The 20881-nt window shown below is 55.6% G+C and carries 22 protein-coding genes and 1 pseudogene; 14 read left to right on the top strand and 9 right to left on the bottom strand.

What is annotated here, in order from left to right:
- Positions 1-1025 precede the first annotated feature (1025 nt).
- From MA884_RS06905 to MA884_RS06895, 3 genes are all read left to right on the top strand, one after another.
- The gene (locus MA884_RS06905) at positions 1026-1388 is read left to right on the top strand and encodes a DUF6124 family protein (RefSeq protein WP_256229689.1); all 363 of its coding nucleotides are present in this window, start codon (positions 1026-1028) and stop codon (positions 1386-1388) included.
- A gap of 229 nt (positions 1389-1617) precedes the next feature.
- On the top strand, positions 1618-1995 hold the full coding sequence (locus MA884_RS06900) for a hypothetical protein (RefSeq protein WP_256229688.1): 378 nt from the start codon (positions 1618-1620) through the stop codon (positions 1993-1995).
- A 531-nt stretch (positions 1996-2526) separates the two neighbouring features.
- A complete protein-coding gene (locus MA884_RS06895; RefSeq protein WP_256229687.1) occupies positions 2527-2889 on the top strand; it encodes a DUF6124 family protein in 363 nt (120 codons plus the stop codon).
- Positions 2890-3013: 124 nt separating this feature from the next.
- Here MA884_RS06895 and MA884_RS06890 read toward each other — a convergent pair whose 3' ends face one another.
- Both MA884_RS06890 and MA884_RS06885 read right to left on the bottom strand, forming a co-directional pair.
- Positions 3014-3328: a hypothetical protein gene (locus MA884_RS06890; RefSeq protein ID WP_256229686.1), complete on the bottom strand. Its 315-nt coding sequence runs from the start codon at positions 3326-3328 to the stop codon at positions 3014-3016.
- Between the two features lie 321 nt (positions 3329-3649).
- On the bottom strand, positions 3650-4168 hold the full coding sequence (locus tag MA884_RS06885; protein ID WP_256229685.1) for a hypothetical protein: 519 nt from the start codon (positions 4166-4168) through the stop codon (positions 3650-3652).
- Between the two features lie 304 nt (positions 4169-4472).
- On the opposite strand from MA884_RS06885, the gene MA884_RS06880 reads away from it, so the two are divergent.
- Positions 4473-4994: an AAA family ATPase gene (locus tag MA884_RS06880; protein ID WP_256229684.1), complete on the top strand. Its 522-nt coding sequence runs from the start codon at positions 4473-4475 to the stop codon at positions 4992-4994.
- A gap of 97 nt (positions 4995-5091) precedes the next feature.
- Here MA884_RS06880 and MA884_RS06875 read toward each other — a convergent pair whose 3' ends face one another.
- Positions 5092-5733, bottom strand: coding sequence for a DUF2459 domain-containing protein (locus tag MA884_RS06875; protein WP_256229683.1), 642 nt, complete (start codon positions 5731-5733; stop codon positions 5092-5094).
- A 289-nt stretch (positions 5734-6022) separates the two neighbouring features.
- Here MA884_RS06875 and MA884_RS06870 point away from each other — a divergent pair, with 289 nt between their 5' ends.
- Entirely contained in the window at positions 6023-6598 is a 576-nt protein-coding gene (locus tag MA884_RS06870) for an OmpA family protein (protein WP_256229682.1), read from the top strand.
- Between the two features lie 86 nt (positions 6599-6684).
- Here MA884_RS06870 and MA884_RS06865 read toward each other — a convergent pair whose 3' ends face one another.
- Together MA884_RS06865 and MA884_RS06860 are read right to left on the bottom strand one after the other, a co-directional pair.
- A complete protein-coding gene (locus tag MA884_RS06865; protein WP_256229681.1) occupies positions 6685-7848 on the bottom strand; it encodes an ATP-binding protein in 1164 nt (387 codons plus the stop codon).
- A gap of 290 nt (positions 7849-8138) precedes the next feature.
- Positions 8139-8783: a DUF2459 domain-containing protein gene (locus MA884_RS06860; RefSeq protein ID WP_256229680.1), complete on the bottom strand. Its 645-nt coding sequence runs from the start codon at positions 8781-8783 to the stop codon at positions 8139-8141.
- Positions 8784-9460: 677 nt separating this feature from the next.
- Between MA884_RS06860 and MA884_RS06855 the strand changes: the two genes are divergently transcribed.
- Positions 9461-10408, top strand: a complete 948-nt coding sequence (locus MA884_RS06855) for a helix-turn-helix domain-containing protein (protein ID WP_256229679.1) — start codon at positions 9461-9463, stop codon at positions 10406-10408.
- Between the two features lie 12 nt (positions 10409-10420).
- On the opposite strand, the gene MA884_RS06850 is transcribed toward MA884_RS06855, so the two are convergent.
- The gene (locus MA884_RS06850; protein WP_256229678.1) at positions 10421-10828 is read right to left on the bottom strand and encodes a helix-turn-helix transcriptional regulator; all 408 of its coding nucleotides are present in this window, start codon (positions 10826-10828) and stop codon (positions 10421-10423) included.
- Positions 10829-11111: 283 nt separating this feature from the next.
- On the opposite strand from MA884_RS06850, the gene MA884_RS06845 reads away from it, so the two are divergent.
- The 4 genes and pseudogenes from MA884_RS06845 to MA884_RS06830 all read left to right on the top strand — a co-directional run.
- Complete coding sequence (locus MA884_RS06845) at positions 11112-11936, top strand: alpha/beta fold hydrolase (RefSeq protein WP_256229677.1); 825 nt, start codon at positions 11112-11114, stop codon at positions 11934-11936.
- A gap of 50 nt (positions 11937-11986) precedes the next feature.
- Positions 11987-12487, top strand: coding sequence for a hypothetical protein (locus MA884_RS06840; RefSeq protein ID WP_256229676.1), 501 nt, complete (start codon positions 11987-11989; stop codon positions 12485-12487).
- A gap of 186 nt (positions 12488-12673) precedes the next feature.
- A complete protein-coding gene (locus tag MA884_RS06835; protein ID WP_256229675.1) occupies positions 12674-13708 on the top strand; it encodes an aldo/keto reductase in 1035 nt (344 codons plus the stop codon).
- A gap of 117 nt (positions 13709-13825) precedes the next feature.
- Positions 13826-14339: pseudogene (locus tag MA884_RS06830) on the top strand (SCO family protein); the annotation flags it as partial.
- Between the two features lie 229 nt (positions 14340-14568).
- On the opposite strand, the gene MA884_RS06825 reads toward MA884_RS06830, so the two are convergent.
- A complete protein-coding gene (locus MA884_RS06825; RefSeq protein ID WP_256229674.1) occupies positions 14569-15108 on the bottom strand; it encodes a carboxymuconolactone decarboxylase family protein in 540 nt (179 codons plus the stop codon).
- A 115-nt stretch (positions 15109-15223) separates the two neighbouring features.
- On the opposite strand from MA884_RS06825, the gene MA884_RS06820 reads away from it, so the two are divergent.
- Positions 15224-16186, top strand: a complete 963-nt coding sequence (locus MA884_RS06820; RefSeq protein ID WP_256229673.1) for a cupin domain-containing protein — start codon at positions 15224-15226, stop codon at positions 16184-16186.
- Between the two features lie 80 nt (positions 16187-16266).
- Here MA884_RS06820 and MA884_RS06815 read toward each other — a convergent pair whose 3' ends face one another.
- The gene (locus MA884_RS06815; RefSeq protein WP_256229672.1) at positions 16267-17037 is read right to left on the bottom strand and encodes an SDR family oxidoreductase; all 771 of its coding nucleotides are present in this window, start codon (positions 17035-17037) and stop codon (positions 16267-16269) included.
- A 35-nt stretch (positions 17038-17072) separates the two neighbouring features.
- Positions 17073-18047 (bottom strand): zinc-binding alcohol dehydrogenase family protein, encoded by a 975-nt coding sequence (locus MA884_RS06810; protein WP_256229671.1) that lies wholly within the window; start codon positions 18045-18047, stop codon positions 17073-17075.
- A gap of 236 nt (positions 18048-18283) precedes the next feature.
- Between MA884_RS06810 and MA884_RS06805 the strand changes: the two genes are divergently transcribed.
- The 3 genes from MA884_RS06805 (at position 18284) to MA884_RS06795 (ending at position 20751) form a co-directional block, all read left to right on the top strand.
- A complete protein-coding gene (locus MA884_RS06805; protein ID WP_256229670.1) occupies positions 18284-18913 on the top strand; it encodes an ABATE domain-containing protein in 630 nt (209 codons plus the stop codon).
- Positions 18914-19085: 172 nt separating this feature from the next.
- Positions 19086-19961 (top strand): alpha/beta fold hydrolase, encoded by an 876-nt coding sequence (locus MA884_RS06800; protein WP_256229669.1) that lies wholly within the window; start codon positions 19086-19088, stop codon positions 19959-19961.
- Between the two features lie 292 nt (positions 19962-20253).
- Positions 20254-20751 (top strand): YkgB family protein, encoded by a 498-nt coding sequence (locus MA884_RS06795; RefSeq protein ID WP_256229668.1) that lies wholly within the window; start codon positions 20254-20256, stop codon positions 20749-20751.
- Positions 20752-20881: the final 130 nt, after the last annotated feature.

Below are 20881 nucleotides of genomic sequence, written 5' to 3'. Positions count from 1 at the left end.
TGTAGGAGCTGTCGAGTGAAACGAGGCTGCGATCTTGTCCCAGACAATTGAGTCATGAGTGAAAGATCAAAATCAAAAGATCGCAGCCTCGTTTCACTCGACAGCTCCTACCAGTTCCTACCAGTTCCTACCGATCTAGTTTTTTCAGGAACACCGTCATTTCCGCTAGATAGCTATCGCGAGCAGGCTCGCTCCCACACCGGACGGCGGTGAACACAATATCTGCAACACCCCCGCCCCCCTGTGTGGGAGCTTGCTCGCGATGACACCCGCCCAGGCAACCCCGTGGCGAGGGAGCTTGCTCCCGCTCGGCTGCGCAGCAGTCGCAAAACCGGACGATGCGGTTTGCCTGAAGAAATGCAGGGGCCCGCTGCGCAGGCCAGCGGGAGCAAGCTCCCTCGCCACAGGTGGTTTGTGTCGAACCGAATATCCAGCCCAACGCAGCCCCTGTAGTATCTGCAACAGCCCCGCCCCCCTGTGGGAGCAAAGCTTGCTCGCGAAAGCGTCGGGTCAGCTTGCATCAATGTTGAACATGCCGCCCTCTTCGCGAGCAAGCCCGCTCCCACACCGGGTAATGGCCGAACACAGTCTCTGCAACAGCCCCGATCCCCTGTGGGAGCAAAGCTTGCTCGCGATGAAATCGACGCGGTTCCAGACCAAAACAAATCACCCGCATCGCCGGCAAAACCTGCTCCTACAGAACCTGCCTACACACCTTCACCAAGCCACGCATCCTTGCGCCTTTGCCTACAACTACGCCAGAATCCGCCCGCTTGTGCGCCTTGTCTCCGGGTTCTATTGTCTTCCTGCCACTGCCCATCAGTGGTCGGGTTTAGTAGCCCGGATGACATACCGGTCGCATGAGTCTCATCAGTTAGGCATTGCCTGCACTTGATGGTGGCTGTGCGCTTGGCGCCCTCGGGCGCGCCGGTTTTAGGTATGTCACCGGTCTACTAACCTGCGCACAGCCGCCACCCTATCGTTTAGTAGCGAGAGGGTTGCGGCCTAACTGAGAAGACATACCTATGTTCAAAATAACTCCGAATCCGCCAGAAACAGATTCCACTGCTACATCCGCAAAATCCAAAGCCAAGCAGCAAGACGAAACCACCAAACGCGTGCTCGATCACTACTTGCTACCAAAGCCGGATAAATCCCAAGACGACCCCAAACCGGGCCAGCTATTCACCGTTGTGAAAGGCCTCGATAACGAATGCTTGCTCGCCAACCTCAGCGAGACGTTGGCTTCGGCTGATGCCATGGTGAGTGATCTGGCGTTTGATCTGGATGGATCGAGGCGTCATGTGGCGCAGGGTATCCAGCAGCTGATTGAGCTGAGTTCGCTGCTGGCGAATCGGGTGTTGGATAACGTGGAGCCGCGGCAGTAGTATTTTTTCTCCAATGAAAAACCCGACGTTTTGCGTCGGGTTTTGGTTTTTCTATCCATAGAAGTGGACGATTAAACTCGAAATATTCTCAAATTCTTTTCCCGGGTAGCCCACGACTGTCCTTTCTAGCGATAGTCAGCAAACGGACCAGAAGCCGCCGAGCATGAACGACGGCTTCTGAAATGAACGACGGGTAAGATGTATGACTATCTTTGGAATAGGACACGGTATGCCGCTACTCATATGGGATCCTTATGATATTTTCGCCGTGCTTGGCGTCATTCCTTCCCACGATGAATATGAAACGTCACATCAATATTTGATTGAACAAGGCTCACTCAGACTGGAACTCACAATCTGGCAATATGATTCTGATGTAGAAATTCAGATGTGGGAGGCGTCGTTACCAAAACCCATTATCAAGTACACGCTGCTTGGATGTCCCGGTATCCGCGTTGTTAACGATAAGCGCGGCACATTTCTGGAGTTCGCTGCGTCGAACGCTTTCACCGGCCGATATGACGGATACTCGGTAATTCCCTACGGGTTAAGGCTTTGGGTCGATCCACAGTTTTTTCTAGAACCGTTTAGCTACGGGCCTGTTTAAGAGCAAAGGTGGTCACCTACGGATGACCACCACGGTAAAAGCGGTAAAAGGGGACAGATTTATTTCCAGCAAATAAATCCCCTTTTCACTGGTATCTGCAACAGCCCCCGATCCCTGTGGGAGCGAGCTTGCTCGCGATGAAAACGACACGGTTCCAGTACAGAACACCCCGCCCGCATCACCAAAAAATCTCCCTCCTACAGCCCCCACCTACACCCCGCTATCAAGCTACGCATCCTTGCGCCTTTGCCTACAACTACGCCAGAATCTGACCGCTTGTGCGCCTTGTCCCTGGGTTCTATTGTCTTTCCTGCCACTGCCCATCAGTGGTCGGGTTTAGTAGCCCGAGGTAATCGAAGTTGTACAAGCGCTTCTCAAACAGGGCCCAACCCCTGTTCTTGATGGTGGCTGTACGCAGGGCGCTTAGGCGCGCCGGCTTCTTCGGTTCCCCGGTCTACTAACCTGCGTACAGCTGCCACCCCATTGTTTAGTAGCTTCGGGGTGTCGGCACCACATCAGGAACCGAAGCTTATGTTCAAAATTACCCCGAATCCGCCAGAAGCGGCTTCCACTGCTACATCCGCAAAATCCAAAGCCAAGCTGCAAGACGAAACCACCAAACGCGTGCTCGATCACTACTTGCTGCCGAAACCAGACAAATCCCAAGACGATCCCAAACCGGGCCAGCTATTCACCGTCGTGAAAGGCCTCGACAACGAATGCTTGCTCGCCAACCTCAGCGAGACGTTGGCTTCGGCCGATGCCATGGTGAGTGATCTGGCGTTTGATCTGGATGGCTCGAGACGTCATGTGGCGCAGGGTATCCAGCAGCTGATTGAGCTGAGTTCGTTGCTGGCGAATCGGGTGTTGGATAACGTGGAGCCGCGGCAGTAGTATTTTTTCTCCAATGAAAAAACCCGACGTTTTGCGTCGGGTTTCTTTTTGCCTCCGTCCTCCTAGAGTGCTCGAAAACGGCCCAGAGTGTGTAAAAACACCAACCGCGCTATCGCCGCTGAACTCAAATGGGAAGGAATGCCAACGTTTCAAGGTCGATCTCAGCGTAACGCCCCAAATCGGCCTTGTAGAGGCAGATCCTAGAGACCCCAAACTCCGCCTGCAAGAAAGTGACGAGCTGTCTAAGGTTGCCGTTGGCATGCGCCGTGGTCGGACTTACGACAGTCGCACACCCTGGTTCGTCGTCGTAAGTTCTGATCAGGAACATATTCCCATCGTTCTGCACGCTGTAATTATGACCACGGTACTCATACCCTAAATCGTGGTCGACATCGTCAAAACGGGTAGATTTCACTATCTTCACAGCAGCATCCAACATTCGGGTTCCACAAGAGAGACGGAAACGGGCGGAAACGGGGACAGACCACGATTATGCAAGAGACGGAAACGGGGACAGACCACGATTATGAGACGGTCCGATTACAGGTGAGCGCAAAATCGTGATCTGTCCCCAGTTTCCCGCAACAACTCAGATTTTCAGCTCGATCACACGCCCCTAAAAATCGCCGTGATCCATGAAATTATTGGTGTTACGGACGGTGCCGCGTTGTTGAGCAGAGTTGAAAACGAGGCCAAAGTCATTCTTCAGTATCCGTCCGAAAAGATTCAACCAACGCGCAACGGATGCCGTGCAGTGCCTCTATTTAACGAACCTCAGGCATGCGAACCCAGTCTTGATTTGCAGCTGTTGAATGGGTTCGACGCTCTCCTGATCGCCGACTTTCTTGATCACGCCTACCCCGCAGAAGTATTCGTCGCGGTTGAAGATTGGGAGAATGCCCACCTTGGGCTTGCTCCAGGAGCCTTGGATCAAGGTGTAGGTGGCGCCGTTCTGTGGCGTGAAGGAGAACGGTATTTGACACACGCTGCTTCCTGCGACCTGCCCATAGGTCAGGATCAGCTCCTTGTTCACGGCGACCCGGGATTCGATGTAGTCGCCGTTAGAGGGCAGGATTGTGTAACCCGCATAGCATCCATTATCGCTGAAGGTCATGGCATCCAGTCTCGCACCATTTCCAGCCTTGAGGCGAACCGTTGCGGAGGGTTCATTGGGGCCGGGAACGACATACTGCTTGCCCCGCAAAAACGAAGTGCAACCGCTAATTACCAGCGCACCGGCCAACAAGATACAGCGGCTGGACTTTTGATTGAGGTACATCCATCTCTCCCTGATTTCCATTGGGTGCCCTGACCTTTCCGGGGCTTGGGGCTGCCGAATCGCGGGCTGATGATAATGGATTCGGTGGTGTATCAACCAGATTCGGGACCAACAGCTCCCTAGGCACTCACTGAAGCGGCGACAGCCCACGATGATGAGACGGTCCGGCTACAGGTGAATGCAAAATCGTGGTCTCTTTCCGAAGTAGCGCCAAGGGCGTAGACCCAACTTGCAGTTGACGGAGACGCGCATCGACGTAAAATCGCGCCCCCAAAATCAGCATGCGTAGCGGAAAGGAGCTTCGATGCAACGGGTGATGATTGTTGGTCAGCCTGGGTCTGGAAAAAGCACCTTGGCACGTAAGCTTGGCGAGCATACGGGCTTGCCCGTCGTTCATATCGACACTATTCACTGGCTGCCAGGATGGGTCGAACGAACCTGTGACGAAAAAACACGCCTCTGTCGCGAGGCCGAGGCCCGTGATCGCTGGATATTCGAAGGTGGCCATTCAGCCACTTGGGACAACCGATTGAGCCGCGCAGATCTTTTGATATGGATTGATCGATCGGCGACGCTTAGATTCTGGCGCGTACTGCTCAGAACGCTGCTTAAGCACGGTCGATCTCGGCCTGACTTGCCGGAGAACTGCCCCGAACTACTGGCTAATCTGCCGGAATTTTTCAGGTTCATGTGGCGGACGAAAAAATCAGCACGAGCGAAGATGGTACAACTTGTGGCGACTGCGCCATCGGCATGCCGCGTAGTCTGTCTGCGGTCTAATCGGGACACCAGGATTTTTCTCGCGAACATTGGAAATGTCGACTGACTAGGCCCCATCACGATTCTCCTTGGACAAAGGGATTCATTTTCAGAAGATCTCTCCCTTTCCCCAGGTCAGTCTCCCTTTTTCAGTCGTCCCCTTTTCAGTCAAGGCAGGATGCACCGACCGCTGTCGCCCGGCGCAACTGCGACATGACGCTCCCCGCCGTAATCACCGTAGGCGACATTGGGCAACCGCTCGCGGTCAGTGCCTCTGCGACCCAGGTATTGCAGGTATAAAACAGCGAATAGCGACCCTCGGCCTGGTAGAACCGGCTCTCTCCATACAGGCCAGGCCCGAGCACCACCAAGGTGCCCGTCGCTGAGCGGGTGAAGGTCCCGGCCACGAACGCGAGCAGTCGTCGGTAGCCGTCCTCCGTCACCCGCACCTTGATGACCTCGCTTGCGGCGAAACGCCGCCTGGGGTCCCCGTCAATCTTGACCGCATGCAGCACGGTTGCCGTCGACCCGAACAAGGCTCCCAGGGCGAGACTCAAGGTGGCCTGTGGGGCTCGGTAAAAATCCTCGTCACCCCAACCGAACTCAACGAAGTCGCCGTCGCTGAACGCTTCGGCCAGTGCGGGAAGCACCTGAAGCAGATTGGGGCGCGCAATTATCAACCCGGTATGCAGGCCATGATTCACTACATAGAAGGACCGCCAATCACCACCCTCGCCCCTCGGCGGGTCCGACGCGGTAGCGCAGCCGAACAGCGTGAGGACCAGGGCCAGCACTACAATGCGCATACACAAGGGCTTGGAGGCTCGCTAACGAAACGTGGGGAAACCCCAGCGGGGGTTGGCGCTGTATACAAGCATAGATGCTGGCTCGCGCCCTCAGGCAGGCATTCGTGGGCCGCACGGTCGCTTGGTCGTCGAGGCGTTCAGCCGAAAAAAGGGTATTTATTTCCAGCCAATAATTCTGTCCCCTTTTCACGTCCCCTTTTCAGTCCTGTCCCCCTTTTCAGTCCATTATTCGTACTACTCTCTCATCACTAGTGCGTCCGCCGGAGCCATCGACGTGAAAGGAGTGCCAATGCGAAGGACATCTACACAGCGCGGCCATAGCCCAATAATTTGGGCTTCAGCGATTGTCATCGTTATCTTATTCACTGCGGTGGCATACCGAGTGGTAACCCAGTGTGAAAACAGTACATTTCAGCTTATGAAATATATCCAAGTTCAGCTCGGCGGATGCAAGTTGAATGACGAGACAACGAAGACACCTAAGTGGGTTGTATATTTTGAATATGATCAAGGCTCTCCCAATAACTCTGGGGTCGCGACGATTGAAGATGCATATCAGTGGTTTTATCAGCACCCAGGTAAAAAGATATTAGTTGAAGGCCATGCAACGTCCGAGGAAGGAGCGCAGCAAAAACTTGAGGAAGGTCAGGAGAAAATTGGTACTGCCACAATCGAATACGCTATCGCTCTTTCAGATCGGAGAGCTAAAGCGGTGGCTAGTCGTCTAATCCTCAGAGGAATCATTCCATCAAAAGTCGAGACGGTTGGCTACGGGCTGAGCCGGCCAATCGCAACTGGAACAGAGTTTGCCGACGCAAAGAATCGTCGTGCGGAAATAACTATAGAGGATGATGAAAAACATTAGATCTCATTAATAGGGACCCTCGTTAACCGCAACACCATCAAGCTGTGTGGCGAGGAGATATTCCCCTCGCCACACATTGCAGGCCCTCATTCCTGGCGACGCATGAATTCTGCGAAAAGGGGAACTGTAAAATTCAGATATCCGTGATCTGTGCTGTAGATCATTCCCTTGGAAATGATGTTGGCCCGAGTCGGACCAAGCGATGATTGAGGGCGCCCCATCACCTTCGCAACATCAGCGATGGCATAGGGGCCATCGCCAAGGGTGGACATGGCTTTTACAAACTGAACCTCCGAAGGTGTAAGCCGATCGATACGGACCCTGAAGAAGCCCGCATCGAGAGAGGCCAATGTCTCCGAATAAGAATGCTCGACATCGTCAACAGTAATTTCGGGCCCCTCAGCGTTGTTCCATGCCGTAGATGCCCACTCTTGAAGAAAGAACGGATAGCCCTGTGTCCGATCAACAATGCTGTCCAAAGCTGCGGTGTCGATAGAGGCTTGCTCGTCTAGGATCGGCTTTTGAACGGCTTGAGTCGCAGACGGTTGATCAAGCGCCCCCACCTCCGGGTAAAGGAAAAGCCGCTCGGCATATGACTTCGCCTCACCCGCCAGCCGAGCAACTTGCGGAAGACCTGCACCGACCAGCAGCACCGGAAGCCCTTCTTGCGACATGCGATGGATGGAGACAATCAGTGCCGATAGATCTGCTTCGGTGAGGTATTGGACTTCATCAATGAGCAGAATCCAGCCTTTACCGGCGGCCTGTGCGGCTTCACCTATTACAGTAAAAAGATCGGGAAGGTCGTATTGAAGATTTCCGCTATCCGCGAGTCCAGGCTCAGGCTCAACACCCATCTCAATACCGCCAATATCAATCTTGAAGATTGATGCAAAGCTGCGAAGTCCTTTTAGCCCACGATGAGCAATTTGCTTGGCGGCCTCAACGCTGGAGAGCGCGCGCATGACCTTTCGCATTTCAGGATAAAGAAGACGTGCAAGGCTTTCACGTTCTGGCGCCTCCACTTTGGAGACGAGAAGACCTTCCTCCTTTGCAATTTTTCCTATTTCATTCAACAGGACCGTCTTACCCGTGCCTCTTAAGCCAAGGAGCATGATGGAACGAGCACTTCGCCCATTGACGGCTCGTCCACAGGCAATTCTTGCCGCCTCAAGAATCAGGTCGCGCCCCGCCAATTCAGGGGGCCTGCTGCCCGCGCCGGGCGCAAACGGATTACGGTAGGGATCCATGTCGGCCTCACAAAATAGCAAAAACTATAGAAATATAGCCAAAGCTAGCTTAACTAGCTAGCTTTGGCTATATATCACTAGCATTCATTAGAATGCGGATTTATTTCTGATGTTTTCTATGAGTGCTGCGCACTCAAGCGGGAGCAAGCTCCCTCGCCACGGTAGATCGAGTCGCCGGGGGGTATGAGGGGGTATCAGGGGTGGCGGTCCAGTTTCTTGAGAAACAGACCAAAATGGGGACAGATTTATTTCCAGCAAATTCTATCCCCTTTTCGAGCACTGTCCCCTTTTCAGTCAAGGCAGGATGCACCGACTGCTGTCGCCCGGCGTAACTGCGACATGACGCTCCCCGCCGTAATCGCCGCCGTAGGCGACATTGGGCAGCTGCTCGCGGCCAGCGCCTCTGCGACCCAGGTATTGCAGGTATAAAACAGCGAATAGCGACCCTCGGCCTGGTAGAACCGGCTCTCTCCATACAGGCCAGGCCCGAGCACCACCAAGGTGCCCGTCGCTGAGCGGGTGAAGGTCCCGGCCACGAACGCGAGCAGTCGTCGGTAGCCGTCCTCCGTCACCCGCACCTTGATGACCTCGCTTGCGGCGAAACGCCGCCTGGGGTCCCCGTCAATCTTGACCGCATGCAGCACGGTTGCCGTCGACCCGAACAAGGCTCGCAGAGCGAGGCTCAAGGTGGCCTGTGGGGCTCGGTAAAAATCCTCGTCACCCCAACCGAACTCAACGAAGTCGCCGTCGCTGAATTCTTCGGCCAGTGCGGGAAGCATCTGAAGTAGATCAGGGCGCGCAATTACCAACCCGGTATGCAGGCCATGATTCACCACATAGAAGGACCGCCAATCGCCACCCTCGCCCCTCGGCGGGTCCGACGCAGTAGCGCAGCCGAACAGCATGAGAACCAGGGCCAGCACTACAATGCGCATACACAAAGGCTTGGAGGCTCGCTAACGAAACGTGGGAAAACCCCAGCGGGGGGTTGGCGCTATATCTCGGCCAGAAGCAACCATGGCGCTTGGACACTCAAAGCAGCAATACGCAACAAGATATCTCAGAGACCAAGCCTAGCATTCAAAGCTTGGGGCACTTGCCAATGCTCTCCCTAGAGAGCTGGGGTAGAAACGGGACGAATTTATTTTCAGAAAAATTCCCCGGCTTCTTTTCTCCTAACGCAGTAGCAACAAGTACCCCGCCCGCAGGCCAGATGTAGCCGCAAACCTGTGGGAGCAAAGCTTGCTCGCGATTGGGCCAGGTCAGTCGACAACGGGTTTGGCTGGTCTACCGCTATCGCGAGCAAGCTTTGCTCCCACAGATTTTGCGTCGGCTGAGCTTTTAGCGGATCAACAGTGGATTGGGGGTGAATAGAGAAGCAAAGGAGAAAAAGGGACAGATTTATTTCCAGCAAATAATTCTGTCCCCTTTTCACAATGCACCGGTCATCTCCACCTCGGACTACCTGAGCCGCTGAACCGTTGCACCGAGTGGGTAGATGGACGGCCATGCGCGTTCGTCTGCCTGCCGTTTTCGTAGTCTATGCTCATCGTCTGGACCGATCTGGCATGGAGGCTGCCCTCCGCTATATATGGGTTGAGTGAGGTGGGCGATGCAGCTGATCTGTTCAGAGTTCGACGAATTCGAAGAAGCGTTATACGGGGTGCAAGGCCGGTACGTGCTGCGCACGCGACAGCAACGCGACTGGCAACTCAACGTCGTTGACTTGAACGGCGTAGCACTGATGAGTGGCCGCGAGGGCGCCAGCACGGTTTACACCGGCATCGGCCTGCCAGGTTACTTCAACATCTTCCTGCCGCTGACGGGGCATGAGTCCACGGTGGTCGACGGTCATCCCTTCAACCGCCGACGAATCGGCTGGATGGTGCCCAATGCCATGTTCCACATCAACGCGAAAAGCCCGGCCAGTTGGCTGACGGTGGCGATGTCCTGCGAGCTAGTGCTCCGTTGGGCGTCGGTACGTGAAGATGAGTTCGACTTTTGCGTATTGCATCGCAACCTGGTCAGCAACGCTCAGCGCAATCTCGGCCCATTGTTGTGGCTGGCACGTCGTCTGTTCCACATCGAAGCCCAAGCCCCTGAGGTTCTGCACAACGAGGAAGCTGAGGAGGCCGCGCGCCGGGAGGTGATGGATGTGGTCTTCCGCATGCTGCTGCCCGTAGACCCGCTTCACGCCGCACCACGGCACCATCGCGATCACAGAGAGATACTCAAGCGTGCATTGGAGTTGCTGGATACGCTGGAGATCCAGTCCGTTTACACTGAAGACATCTGTCAGGCCGCCTGTGCCTCGGAGCGCACTGTACGCAATGTATTCAACGAGTACCTCGGCATGAGTCCTCATCGGTATCTGATGATCCGCCGCTTGCATGGGATGCGTGATGCCATCCGACATGCAGGCCCTGATGATACGATCACCAGCATTTGCGCACGCTTTGGGGTCTGGGATTTTGGCCGTTTCGCCAGCCTGTACCGCCAGTATTTTGGAACGCTGCCGGCGCAATCGCTCAAGGCCACGAAGGCGTTGTCGCATCCATGATGCTTGAGACGTTCACAGCAGCGTCCGAATCAGGGTTTGGCGGGGGTATTCCCCGAACAGCCTCCGATAATCGGACGCCATTCGTCCACTGTCGGAAAAACCGAAGCGCGAGGCGATATCACTGACGGATGTCGTGTTGGCGTTGGCTACTGACAGTGCGGCACGGACCAGATGTAGCCTGCGAATGTGCAAGTAACGATTCGGCCCTATACCGAATACCTCTTTGAAAATGGAGCGCAAGGTGCGTTCGCTGATGCTTGCATGGCGGCACAAATCGGATAGGCGAATCGGTTTTTCCTCATACACAAGCAGTAGGTCCAGCACCTTGGCGACGCTTTCCTGGTGTTTGGCACCTTGCCATCCGGCTCGCAGTTTTTGTGGGTGTTCCGCGTGTTGGGGCGAGACAGGGACCTTTTGCATTTCAACCTGCCATTCAACTCGTTTCAGGTCGGCTAAGGGTCTCTTAACTCACTGCACTGAACTACGTAAAACAGGCAAAAACACTGAGTGCATGGATCGGCGAAGCTTCGATTCTAATTGCCGTTTTTACGTAGCTCAGCGGCTTTGGCATTGGGATCATCGGCGGCATGTCATAGATGAACTTCCACAAGGTCATTAATCATGAGCAGTCAGGTGCTAGCAAACTCCACTCGCAGAAGCGTCATCAAAGCCCCCTCAAAAAAACCATGGAGTGCATAAAACCATGAGTACCTTCACCACCAAAGATGGCGTGGAAATCTATTACAAGGATTGGGGCAAGGGCCCGGTCGTCGTGTTCAGCCATGGCTGGCCGCTGGATGCGGACAGTTGGGAATCACAGATGTATCACCTGGCCCTTAACGGCTTTCGTTGCATTGCCCATGACCGCCGCGGCCACGGCCGTTCCAGTCAACCCTGGGATGGCAATGACATGGACCACTATGCCGATGACCTGGCCCAATTGCTCGACCACCTGGATGTGAGGGATGCCACGTTGTTCGGTTTCTCCACAGGCGGAGGCGAGGTGGCGAGATACATTGGTCGTCATGGCACCAAGCGAGTGAAGAAGGCCGGCCTCATTTCTGCCGTCCCACCGTTGATGGTCAAGACCGAAGCCAATCCCGGCGGCCTGCCCATTAAAGTCTTCGATGACATCCGCGCAGCCTTCCTGGCCGACAGGTCGCAGTTATTCATCGACATCCCGAGCGGTCCTTTCTTTGGCTACAACCGCCCTGGTGCGAAGCCATCGCAAGGGGTCATCAACGCCTGGTGGATGCAAGGCATGTTGGGTGGGCACAAGAACACTTACGACAGCATTAAGGCCTTCTCGGAAACCGATTTCACGCAAGATTTGAAAAAGTTCGACGTACCAACGCTGATTATCCACGGTGACGATGACCAGATCGTGCCTATCGATGCGGCAGGTCGTGCTTCAGCCGAACTGATCAAGAACAGTAAATTGATCGTCTACGAAGGCGCCCCTCATGGCATTACCGACACCCATAAAGAACGACTGAATGCCGACCTTTTGGCATTTGTAAAATCCTGAGAAGCACATAGCCGGAACGGCGCGTAGTCCCTTCGACTGGAGGCATTCTTATGTTGGGTATGACACCTTTCGGCATGCTGCATACAGCCCTCGCCCTGATAGCAGTGGCAGGGGCAATTGTTACGCTCCTGAGTCACGGCGAAATCAGCTTTCGCACACGATCGGGGCGAATCTATGTGTGGTTCACCGTAGCAACCAGTATCACTGGGCTGTTTATCTTTCACCACGGAGGTTTTGGCGCTCCGCATGTCCTGTCGATCACAACACTAATCGTGTTGGCCATTGCCTATTTGGCAGAGACCCGCGCCAGCCAGCGTGGCCTTTCGCGGTACATTGCCGTTTTGGGTTACTCACTGACTTTCTTCTTCCACTTCATCCCCGGTCTCACTGAGACGGGAACGAGAGTGCCCGTGGGCCACCCAGTTTTTGCTGGTCCGCAGGACCCAACACTCAAGATGCTAGTAGGGGGCTGTTTCCTGATTTACCTAGCAGGCGCGGCCGCGCAAATTGTAAGTATTCGAAGGACACAACGACTCGCCCGTATTGCATGACGCGGTTCGCTGCCGGCCGTATCGTGGTGGAGGGCGGTTGACGCGAACACCGGATGACACGGCGTTACTGATTTGGCTGGAGAGGAGGGGGCCAACTACTTATGTGACCGTCTAAACTTCCTGCGCATACATTAACTATCAACCCGCGCAGGTCGCTGAGGCCTCCTACGCTTGAAGGAGCACGCCATGCACTATCGCATTTTAGGCAACACCGGCCTGCGGGTATCTTCGCTAGCGCTCGGCACCGGCAACTTCGGTAAAGGATGGGGCTATGGCTCCGAGCCGGATGAGGCACGTAAAATCTACAACGGCTACCGTGAAGCGGGGGGCAACTTCATCGATACGGCCGATCAATACCAATTTGGCCAGTCGGAATCAATGCTCGGCGATTTCGTGGCTACCGAGCGCGATGACGTCGTGCTGGCGACTAAATTTTCACTCGGTGATTCACCCGGTGCTGGCGTTCTGCGCTCCGGCAATAGCCGCAAAGCCATGCTCAGCTCGGTGGAAGCGAGCCTTAAGCGCCTCAAGACGGATCGAATTGATCTTTTGTGGGTACATATGCCCGATGGCGTAACGCCTATCGACGAAATTGTACGGGGTCTGGACGACCTGATCCGCTCTGGCAAAGTGCTTTATAGCGGACTGTCCAACTTTCCAGCTTGGCGTGTGGCAACGGCAGCCACCCTGGCCGAGCTTCGTGGTTGGTCTGCAATATCGGCGGTGCAATTGGAGCACAGCCTGGTGGAGCGGTCGGCCGAACGCGAACTTCTGCCGATGGCGGCTGCATTCAATTTGGGAACCGTCGGATGGTCACCGCTAGGAGGTGGTTTGCTGACAGGTAAATACCGCAAAGGGGAAACCGGTCGTGCGCAGGGTTTGGGGGCGGTTATCCACGACGAGAGCAGCGAGCGCAAGACCACGACTGTGGATTCAGTATTGGCGATCGCCGAAGAGACCGGCCATACACCGGGTCAGATCGCAATCGCCTGGGTGCTGGCCAAGGGAACACTCCCCATCATTGGTCCACGCACGCCGGAGCAGATGGCCGATAACCTTGCGTCAGCAGACGTTCACCTGACGGCGGATCAACTGGAGCATCTGGACGCTGTTAGCGCAATAACCCTTGGGTTTCCACACGACGTGGTTGCGGCTTCAGGACCCTCGCTTGCCGGAGGCAAGGCAGACCTCATCGATGCAACGAACCGGATTGTTCGATGAGTATTGTGGGCCCTGACTCCACGGTGCAGGATGCTGCATGAGCAACGGCGACTTTTTACGGAATAAGGGGACCGGACTAAGGGGACAGATTTACTTTCTGATAACTCAGTCTGTCCCCTTCTTCTCCTCAGCCAATCTGCTCAAACCGCCGCCCCTTTTCAGTCCAAAATGACCGACCAGGACGATCAGCCAGTGACGATGGACGGGTTGAAAGATAAATGGAGCCTGCTCTTCTTCGGCTACACCTTCTGCCCGGACATCTGCCGACCACCCTCGCCCAACTGCGCCAGATCAAGAGCGAGCTGCCGCCGGAGGCTGTGGATAAACTGCAGATCGTGCTGGTGAGCGTCGACCCGAACCGCGACACGCCCAAGCAACTCAAGCAGTACCTGGGCTACTTCGACCCACAGTTCATAGGCCTGCCCCCTCATCGATCGAAGACCTGCAGACACTCGCCAACGCGGTGAGCATCCCGTTCATCCCGGCGGACACCAGCAAACCCCACTACACGGTCGATCACAGCGGCAACCTCGCCGTCATCGGACCGGACGGCACCCAACGCCGGTTTATCCGCGCGCCGATGAATAATCAGAAACTGGTGGCGCAGTTGCAGGAGATGCTCAAGCGTAAAATAAGGCCAAGGCGAGGCCTCGGCCTGGGGTGTTCACAAATACTGCATCCAACCCAACTCCCCCTGTGGGAGCGGGCTTGCTCGCGAAAGCGGCAGCTTCGGAACGACTTCAACTACTAAAGTTTCAAAAAAACGAAAGAGGCCACAGGGCCTCTTTCGTTTACTACACCGCCCTATTTGAGCGGTCACCTTGGTGGGCATGTCTCCCCTCGCTTGTCGTTCGAGGGGTTTATTTCACACGGGGCATGTCGATGTAGGTGTCATTGATGCGGTTGAATGTATTGGTGAAGATCGTCAGGGCAATCGTCAGCGAGATCTCTGCCAACTGCACTTCGCTATAGCCTGCCCCACGGATCGCGGCAAAATCAGCATCGGCAATAGTGCCACTGGTCTTTTGCAGCAGTAGCACGAACTTGACCAAGGCATCGCGTTTGTCATCCCCCGTCGAGGCGCCCTGGCGAATCTCAGTCAACACTTGCGATGACAGCCCGGTCATCTTGCCCAACATCACGTGAGCCGCGACGCAGTAGTCACAGCCGGTCTGCTCGCTGACCACCAACTTGATCGTTTCGAGGTCCTGCTTGCTCAGGCTGCCGTTGGCCAGGACCCCTTCGGCGTTGAGTACAGCCGACAGCGCATCAGGCACCAGGTGACCTAAAGCCGCGAACACATTAGGCACTGCACCGCCAGCCATTTTCTTGACTTCGGCATAGACGTCAGCGGTAGCGCCAGTGGCATTTACGATTGCGGGAATTACGATACGGCTCATGGTGAAGCTCCTACACGGTGGGTTAGATGGCTCCACTCTATCCAGCCAAGATGAGCTTGTAGAGACTAAATATTCTTAATATAGTGCTCTAAAGTATCAACCAATGGACAATATCATGACCGTCTCTTCCCGCCAGCAGGACTGGCTCAGCCGACTGCTGGACATGATTACCGTCAAGGGACGCCTGGAAATACGCTGCTCATACGGAGCGCCGTGGCAGGTTGTCTACGAAGACTCGGAACCGGGCGAGATGCCTTATCACGTAGTAGTGCGAGGGTCGGCGCTTCTTGAAACGCCCGGTATGGGAGCGCCGCAGCGATTACAGGCCGGTGACGTGTTGCTGATGCTGCACGGCTCTCAACACGTGCTGCATGACGGAAGCGGAATAACCCCGCCCCAGGCAAACTACCGTGATGAGCTCAACCTGGTTGTCAGCGAAAATACTGGCGCCGGTGAGCAACTGGAAATGCTGTGTGGCCGCTTGGTGATCAAGCCGCCGCATGACCGCTTCATCAGGGACTATTTACCGGGCCGTTTGATCGTCCGTACGGCAAGCCAGGCATCCGACACGCAGACCCATATTCAATTGACCCATCTATTGGCAGTGATGAGGAAAGAGTCACTGGCTGCGAGCCTGGGCGGTAACGCTATGCTAAATGCATTGTCTACCGCGTTGTTCACGATGACTCTGCGCCTGGCAAGCGAATCAGCCGACACGCCAGTAGGTCTGCTGGCGATGGCTGGCCATCCAAGGCTTGCGCCTGCACTGACCGCCATTTTCAACGACCCGGCCCACCCCTGGACGCTGCCCGAACTGGCGGACCTGTGCAACATGTCCCGGGCGACCCTCATTCGCCATTTCCAGGAGAAAGTGGGGAAGTCAGCAAATGCCATTTTGACCGATGTGCGGATGAGCATCGCGGCCAATGAGCTCACCTCCACGACACTTCCCACCGAAGCGATTGCCGAAGCCGTCGGGTATCAATCGGTCGCCGCATTCAGGCGGGCCTTTACCCAACGGATGGGTATGACCCCAGGCGATATTCGCAAATCGACTCACCTCGGCCCGGCTTCCTGAGAGGGCAATCCACACAGAAAAGCCAGGCGCCACCCTGTTTTCGGTGACACCTGGCTTATGGGCAGAACGTGCTGAAATCCTCAGACGGATTTCACTTCTCCCCCGTCCATTCTCAAGGCCGATCCGGTCATCCATCTTGCAGGCGGCGAAACCAGAAACGCCAGCAGGTTGGCAATCTCCTCGGGTTCGCCAAACCTTGAAATTCCGGCGTTCTGCGGAAACTTGATCGTCGCCTCGTCAACACTCATGCCATTTGCAGGCGCCCATTTTTCCAAAAATGAGCGTCGACGCCCCGTCATCACGGGCCCGGGCAAGACGCTATTGACCTGAACGTCGTCCTGGATACCGCGGTCGGCGAAGGCCTTGGCCAACGCCACAATGGCTGCATTGATGGTCGCAACTGCTGCATATCCGGCTTTAGGCACGTCAGCAGAGTTACCCGACATCAATACCACCGAACCTTTGGAAGCCTTCAACGCAGGCCACGCCGCCAGCGTCATCCGCCGTGCACCATGCAACTTGAGCTCGGTACCGCTGCTCCATTGCTCATCCGTCATCTCGAACAGATCAATCTGAGGTACGGCTCCGGCGATGTTCAACAAGGCGTCAATCCTGCCGAACCTGGCCAGCACCTGCTCGACCACCACCTCCGGCATACCGGGTGTTGAGATATCGACATCCACGACCAGTGTTTGAGCGCCAATCGCCTGCACCAGCCGCGAAGTGTCCTTAAGGTTTTCACGATTTCTCGCCACCAAAACGAGTACCTCAAAATCCTTGGCCAATCGAATGGCTGTCGCGCGTCCGATCCCCTGACTTGCACCTGTGACAATAGCTACTGACTTCACCATCGCAATTTGCTCATTCAAAAGGTTGGGTAAGGAGATCAATCGACAACCACGACCATTTTTCCGGCCGCCTCGTTCGCTTCCATGACGCGATGAGCCTCATGGATTTCTCCGAATTTGAAGATGCGCGTCGGCTTGACGTCGAGCCTGCCGGCAGCCGCTTCATGCGCGATTGCCTGCAGCGGGACATCGGCCAATGGAAACCCCTCGGTTCCAAAGACGAAGCTTGCGAAAAAGGTGAGATAGACGCCACTCGACATTTGCAGCAGTGGGTTGAAATCGGCGATTGGCTCAAGCCCGCCCAACCAGCCTGCAAGGCACACACGACCACCCCGACGAACAATCGCCAGCGAATCGATCACCGTGCTGTTGCCCACCAGATCAAGTACGGCATCAAACGTCTTCGCGCCCCTTATACGGGTGGACAGCGACGGCCCCTCCAGCTCAACGACCGAAGCGCCGAGATCCTTGAGCATCTGCGCGCGTTTCTCGCTGCGAGTCGTCGCCACCACTCGTGCTCCCGCGTTCACTGCAAGCTTCACCGCTGCCTGTCCGAACGACGAGGTAGCACCTCGAATAAGAACGGTCTGGCCTTTCTCGATTTCCAGGTTGCGGAAAAGACAGGTCCACGCCGTGGCATAGGTTTCTGGAATCGCTGCCAGCTCGGCCCACGACAGATCCGCGTCGATCAAGGCCACGTTGGAAACCGGCGCACGGGTATAGTGCGCGTAACTGCCGTTGATGGTTCGGCCCAGGCCTCCCATCAATGCAGCCACTTTGGCGCCAACCGGGAATTCGCCTCCCGGGCATGACTTCACGATTCCCACGCACTCAATGCCGCTAACCGACGCAGCTTCTGCCCATTCACCGCGGCGCATGTGCATCTCGGCATGATTGATACCGAACGCCTTGATCTGAATAACAACGAATCCTTCTCTGGCGGTGGGCTCAGGGATGTCTTGGTACACCAGGCTATCCAGACCGCCAAATTTCTCTAGTACGATCGCTTTCATAAGATTCTCCTATAGAGGCCGTATAGGCGCCTAATCTGATTGGCCGCTTGAACGTCGCGTGAAAGGCACCACACCTTCGTCATCCAGGGGAGCCCTGTTGAAATCCGCAGTGGCGAAGGTCGCCATTGAGTAACCTCTCTGCTTTCAGTTTGGAGGTTAGTAATAGCGAAGTAACTTGTCAAATACATTTTGAGCGGTTACTGTTTTTTGAAATTTTTAGCGAAAGAGAGTATTCGATGAGCACCCATTTGCACGGCCCGGCGATGTTCATCGCAGACGCCCCGGCGCTGGACTTCCTCAATTCCATAGCGACCCCGGTCGACGAGATCGTTGACTGGCTTGGCGATGCGCAAGGATTACTTGACTGGCTGCGGCAAGCCGGATGGGTGAGCGACGAGACGCTGGAGCAAATTGCCCAGGAGGCCATGCCTGGGGAGCTCGATATGGTGGCCGCGCAAACCAGAGCGTTGCGCGACTGGTTCAGAGATTTTGTATCGAGGCATCGAGGCAAACCGCTGTCGTCGCAGGCTCTGGACGATCTTGCCGCCCTTAACCGCCTGCTCGCGAGAGACGACGGTTTTACCCAGATAACTGTCGCCGACGGGGCCTCCTCAAGACTCGAGCTTCAGCCCCGCAGGCGCTGGAAAACCCCGGATTCCCTGCTGTTACCCATCGGTGAACAGCTGGCGAAATTCATCTGCGAGGAAGATTTTTCAGACGTCAAGCGCTGTGAAGGTGCCAGCTGTACGCTGATTTTCGTCGATCACACCCGAGGCAAGAAGCGTCGGTGGTGCAGCATGGCGGTCTGCGGTAATCGCGCCAAGGCAGCAGCGCATCGCGAGCGCAAGAAATCCGACGCCGGGTGATACAAAGCTTGAGCGCCGGTTCCAGAGCAGGCGAACGCAGGATTAGCTCGAGAGACACGCCAGAGAAATCTAATAACCCATTAAAACGCATTTGACAGGTTACTTTTCGTGTGCAATCTTCAGATACGCAGCTGCATTGCCTATCCCTGCATACGTCAAAAAGGATCACGTCATGAATACTGCAAGCGCTTCCTCACCGTTGATCAGCCACAAGTTCGCAGACGCAGACGGCGTCAAGGTGTTCTATCGAGAAGCGGGAGACCGCACCCGGCCGACCATGCTTCTGCTTCACGGTTTCCCAAGTTCGTCTCATCAATTTCGCCAGCTCATCCCCCTTCTGGCCCCTCATTTCCATGTCATCGCCCCTGATTTGCCGGGGTTTGGCTTCACCGAAGTCCCAGATGCCAGAGGCTACGTCTACAGCTTCGACGGGCTGGCCAACACGCTGGCGGACTTCGTGGATGCCCTGGCGCTCAAGACCTACTCGATGTTCGTATTCGACTATGGAGCGCCCACGGGGCTGAGACTCGCGCTCAAGCATCCAGATCGCGTCACCGGGCTTGTCAGTCAGAATGGCAATGCGTACCTGGAGGGGCTGGGGGATGCCTGGGCTCCGATCAAGGCCTATTGGGCAGAACCCACCGCTGCGAACCGGCAGGTGATCGCCGATGCCGTGTTGAACCTTGAAGGAACCCGGTGGCAGTACGTGCACGGGGTCAGTCAGCCTGAACTCGTCGCACCAGAATCCTACACGCTGGATGCACTACTGATGGAGCGGCCGGGGAACAAGGACATCCAGCTCGATCTCTTTCTGGACTACGCCAACAACCTGAAGCTATATCCAGCATTTCAAGCGTTCTTGCGTACCCATAGGGTCCCGACACTGGTCATCTGGGGCAAACACGATCCGTTCTTCATCCCGCCGGGCGCTGAGGCCTTCAAACGGGATAACCCGCAAGCGGTGGTCGAGCTTCTGGATACCGGCCACTTCGCGCTCGAGACCCATGCCGGACATATCGCTGCGCGCATCATCGAAGTGATCCGCTGACGCAGGCAGGACCGCCCTTCGCGAGTCGATGCCATGGACGGCTTTGCCTTTCCACGACCTGACGCCCGTCGCGGCCAAGTTGAGTCTATGTCGGTCCACACGCTCACTTTGAAACTTTAGAGCATCTTTTAGAGATATTTAAGACTTATAGGTATTACAGGTCCGCCATAACATGGCGTCGTTGACGAATACCTAACATTCGATGGAGTTTTCCAATGTCACGCATTCACATCCCATTACTGACGCCTGTCACTCACGCTGCGCACCGCGCAGCCCCAGCGAGGAAGCAACCATGAATTACCTGGTCAATCTTCTCGGGCGCTCGAGCCTTATGAAACGCGATCTCGATTACCACCTGCTCCGCGCCGCGATGGTGGTCATTTTCGTCTGGTTCGGCTATGACAAATGGTTCGAGGCAGAGATCACAGACTTGCTGCCATTGATTACCAACGGCCCGCTGATTTCCTGGACAATTCCGGTGCTGGGAGTGAAAGGTACAAGTATCTTCCTGGGCTCTGCCGAATGGACGATTGGCTTGCTGATTTTTCTGGGATTCTGGAACAAGAAACTGGGAATATTGGGCGCTCTCGGGTCTTGCGCCACCTTCCTCGCAACCGTCACGATCATGCCCTTCGCACCCGGAGCATGGCATGAGGGCGCCGGGGGTTTTCCCGCAATGACGATAGTGGCGGCCTTCCTTCTGAAGGATCTGGTGTTGCTCACAGTCTCTGTCTACTTGCTCAAGCAAGATGTTGCTCGGCAGTTAAAGGTGATGGATCACGTAGTTTGAGCCAAATCCTGGCTATCCGAACTGCCTCGCCGATCGTCGTCCTCTGGCAGAATTTGACGCCTCGATTCTAGGCCCAATCGCAAATATCAAAGAAAATGCCGACCATTTAATTGAGCTGATATTACCTGTG

Origin of the sequence: Pseudomonas sp. Q11 (genome assembly GCF_024494355.1) — a bacterium.
GTDB classification, from domain to species: Bacteria; Pseudomonadota; Gammaproteobacteria; order Pseudomonadales; family Pseudomonadaceae; genus Aquipseudomonas; species Aquipseudomonas hefeiensis.
Note: the sequence above shows the minus strand (reverse complement) of the source record. Positions and strands in the feature narration are given on the sequence as shown.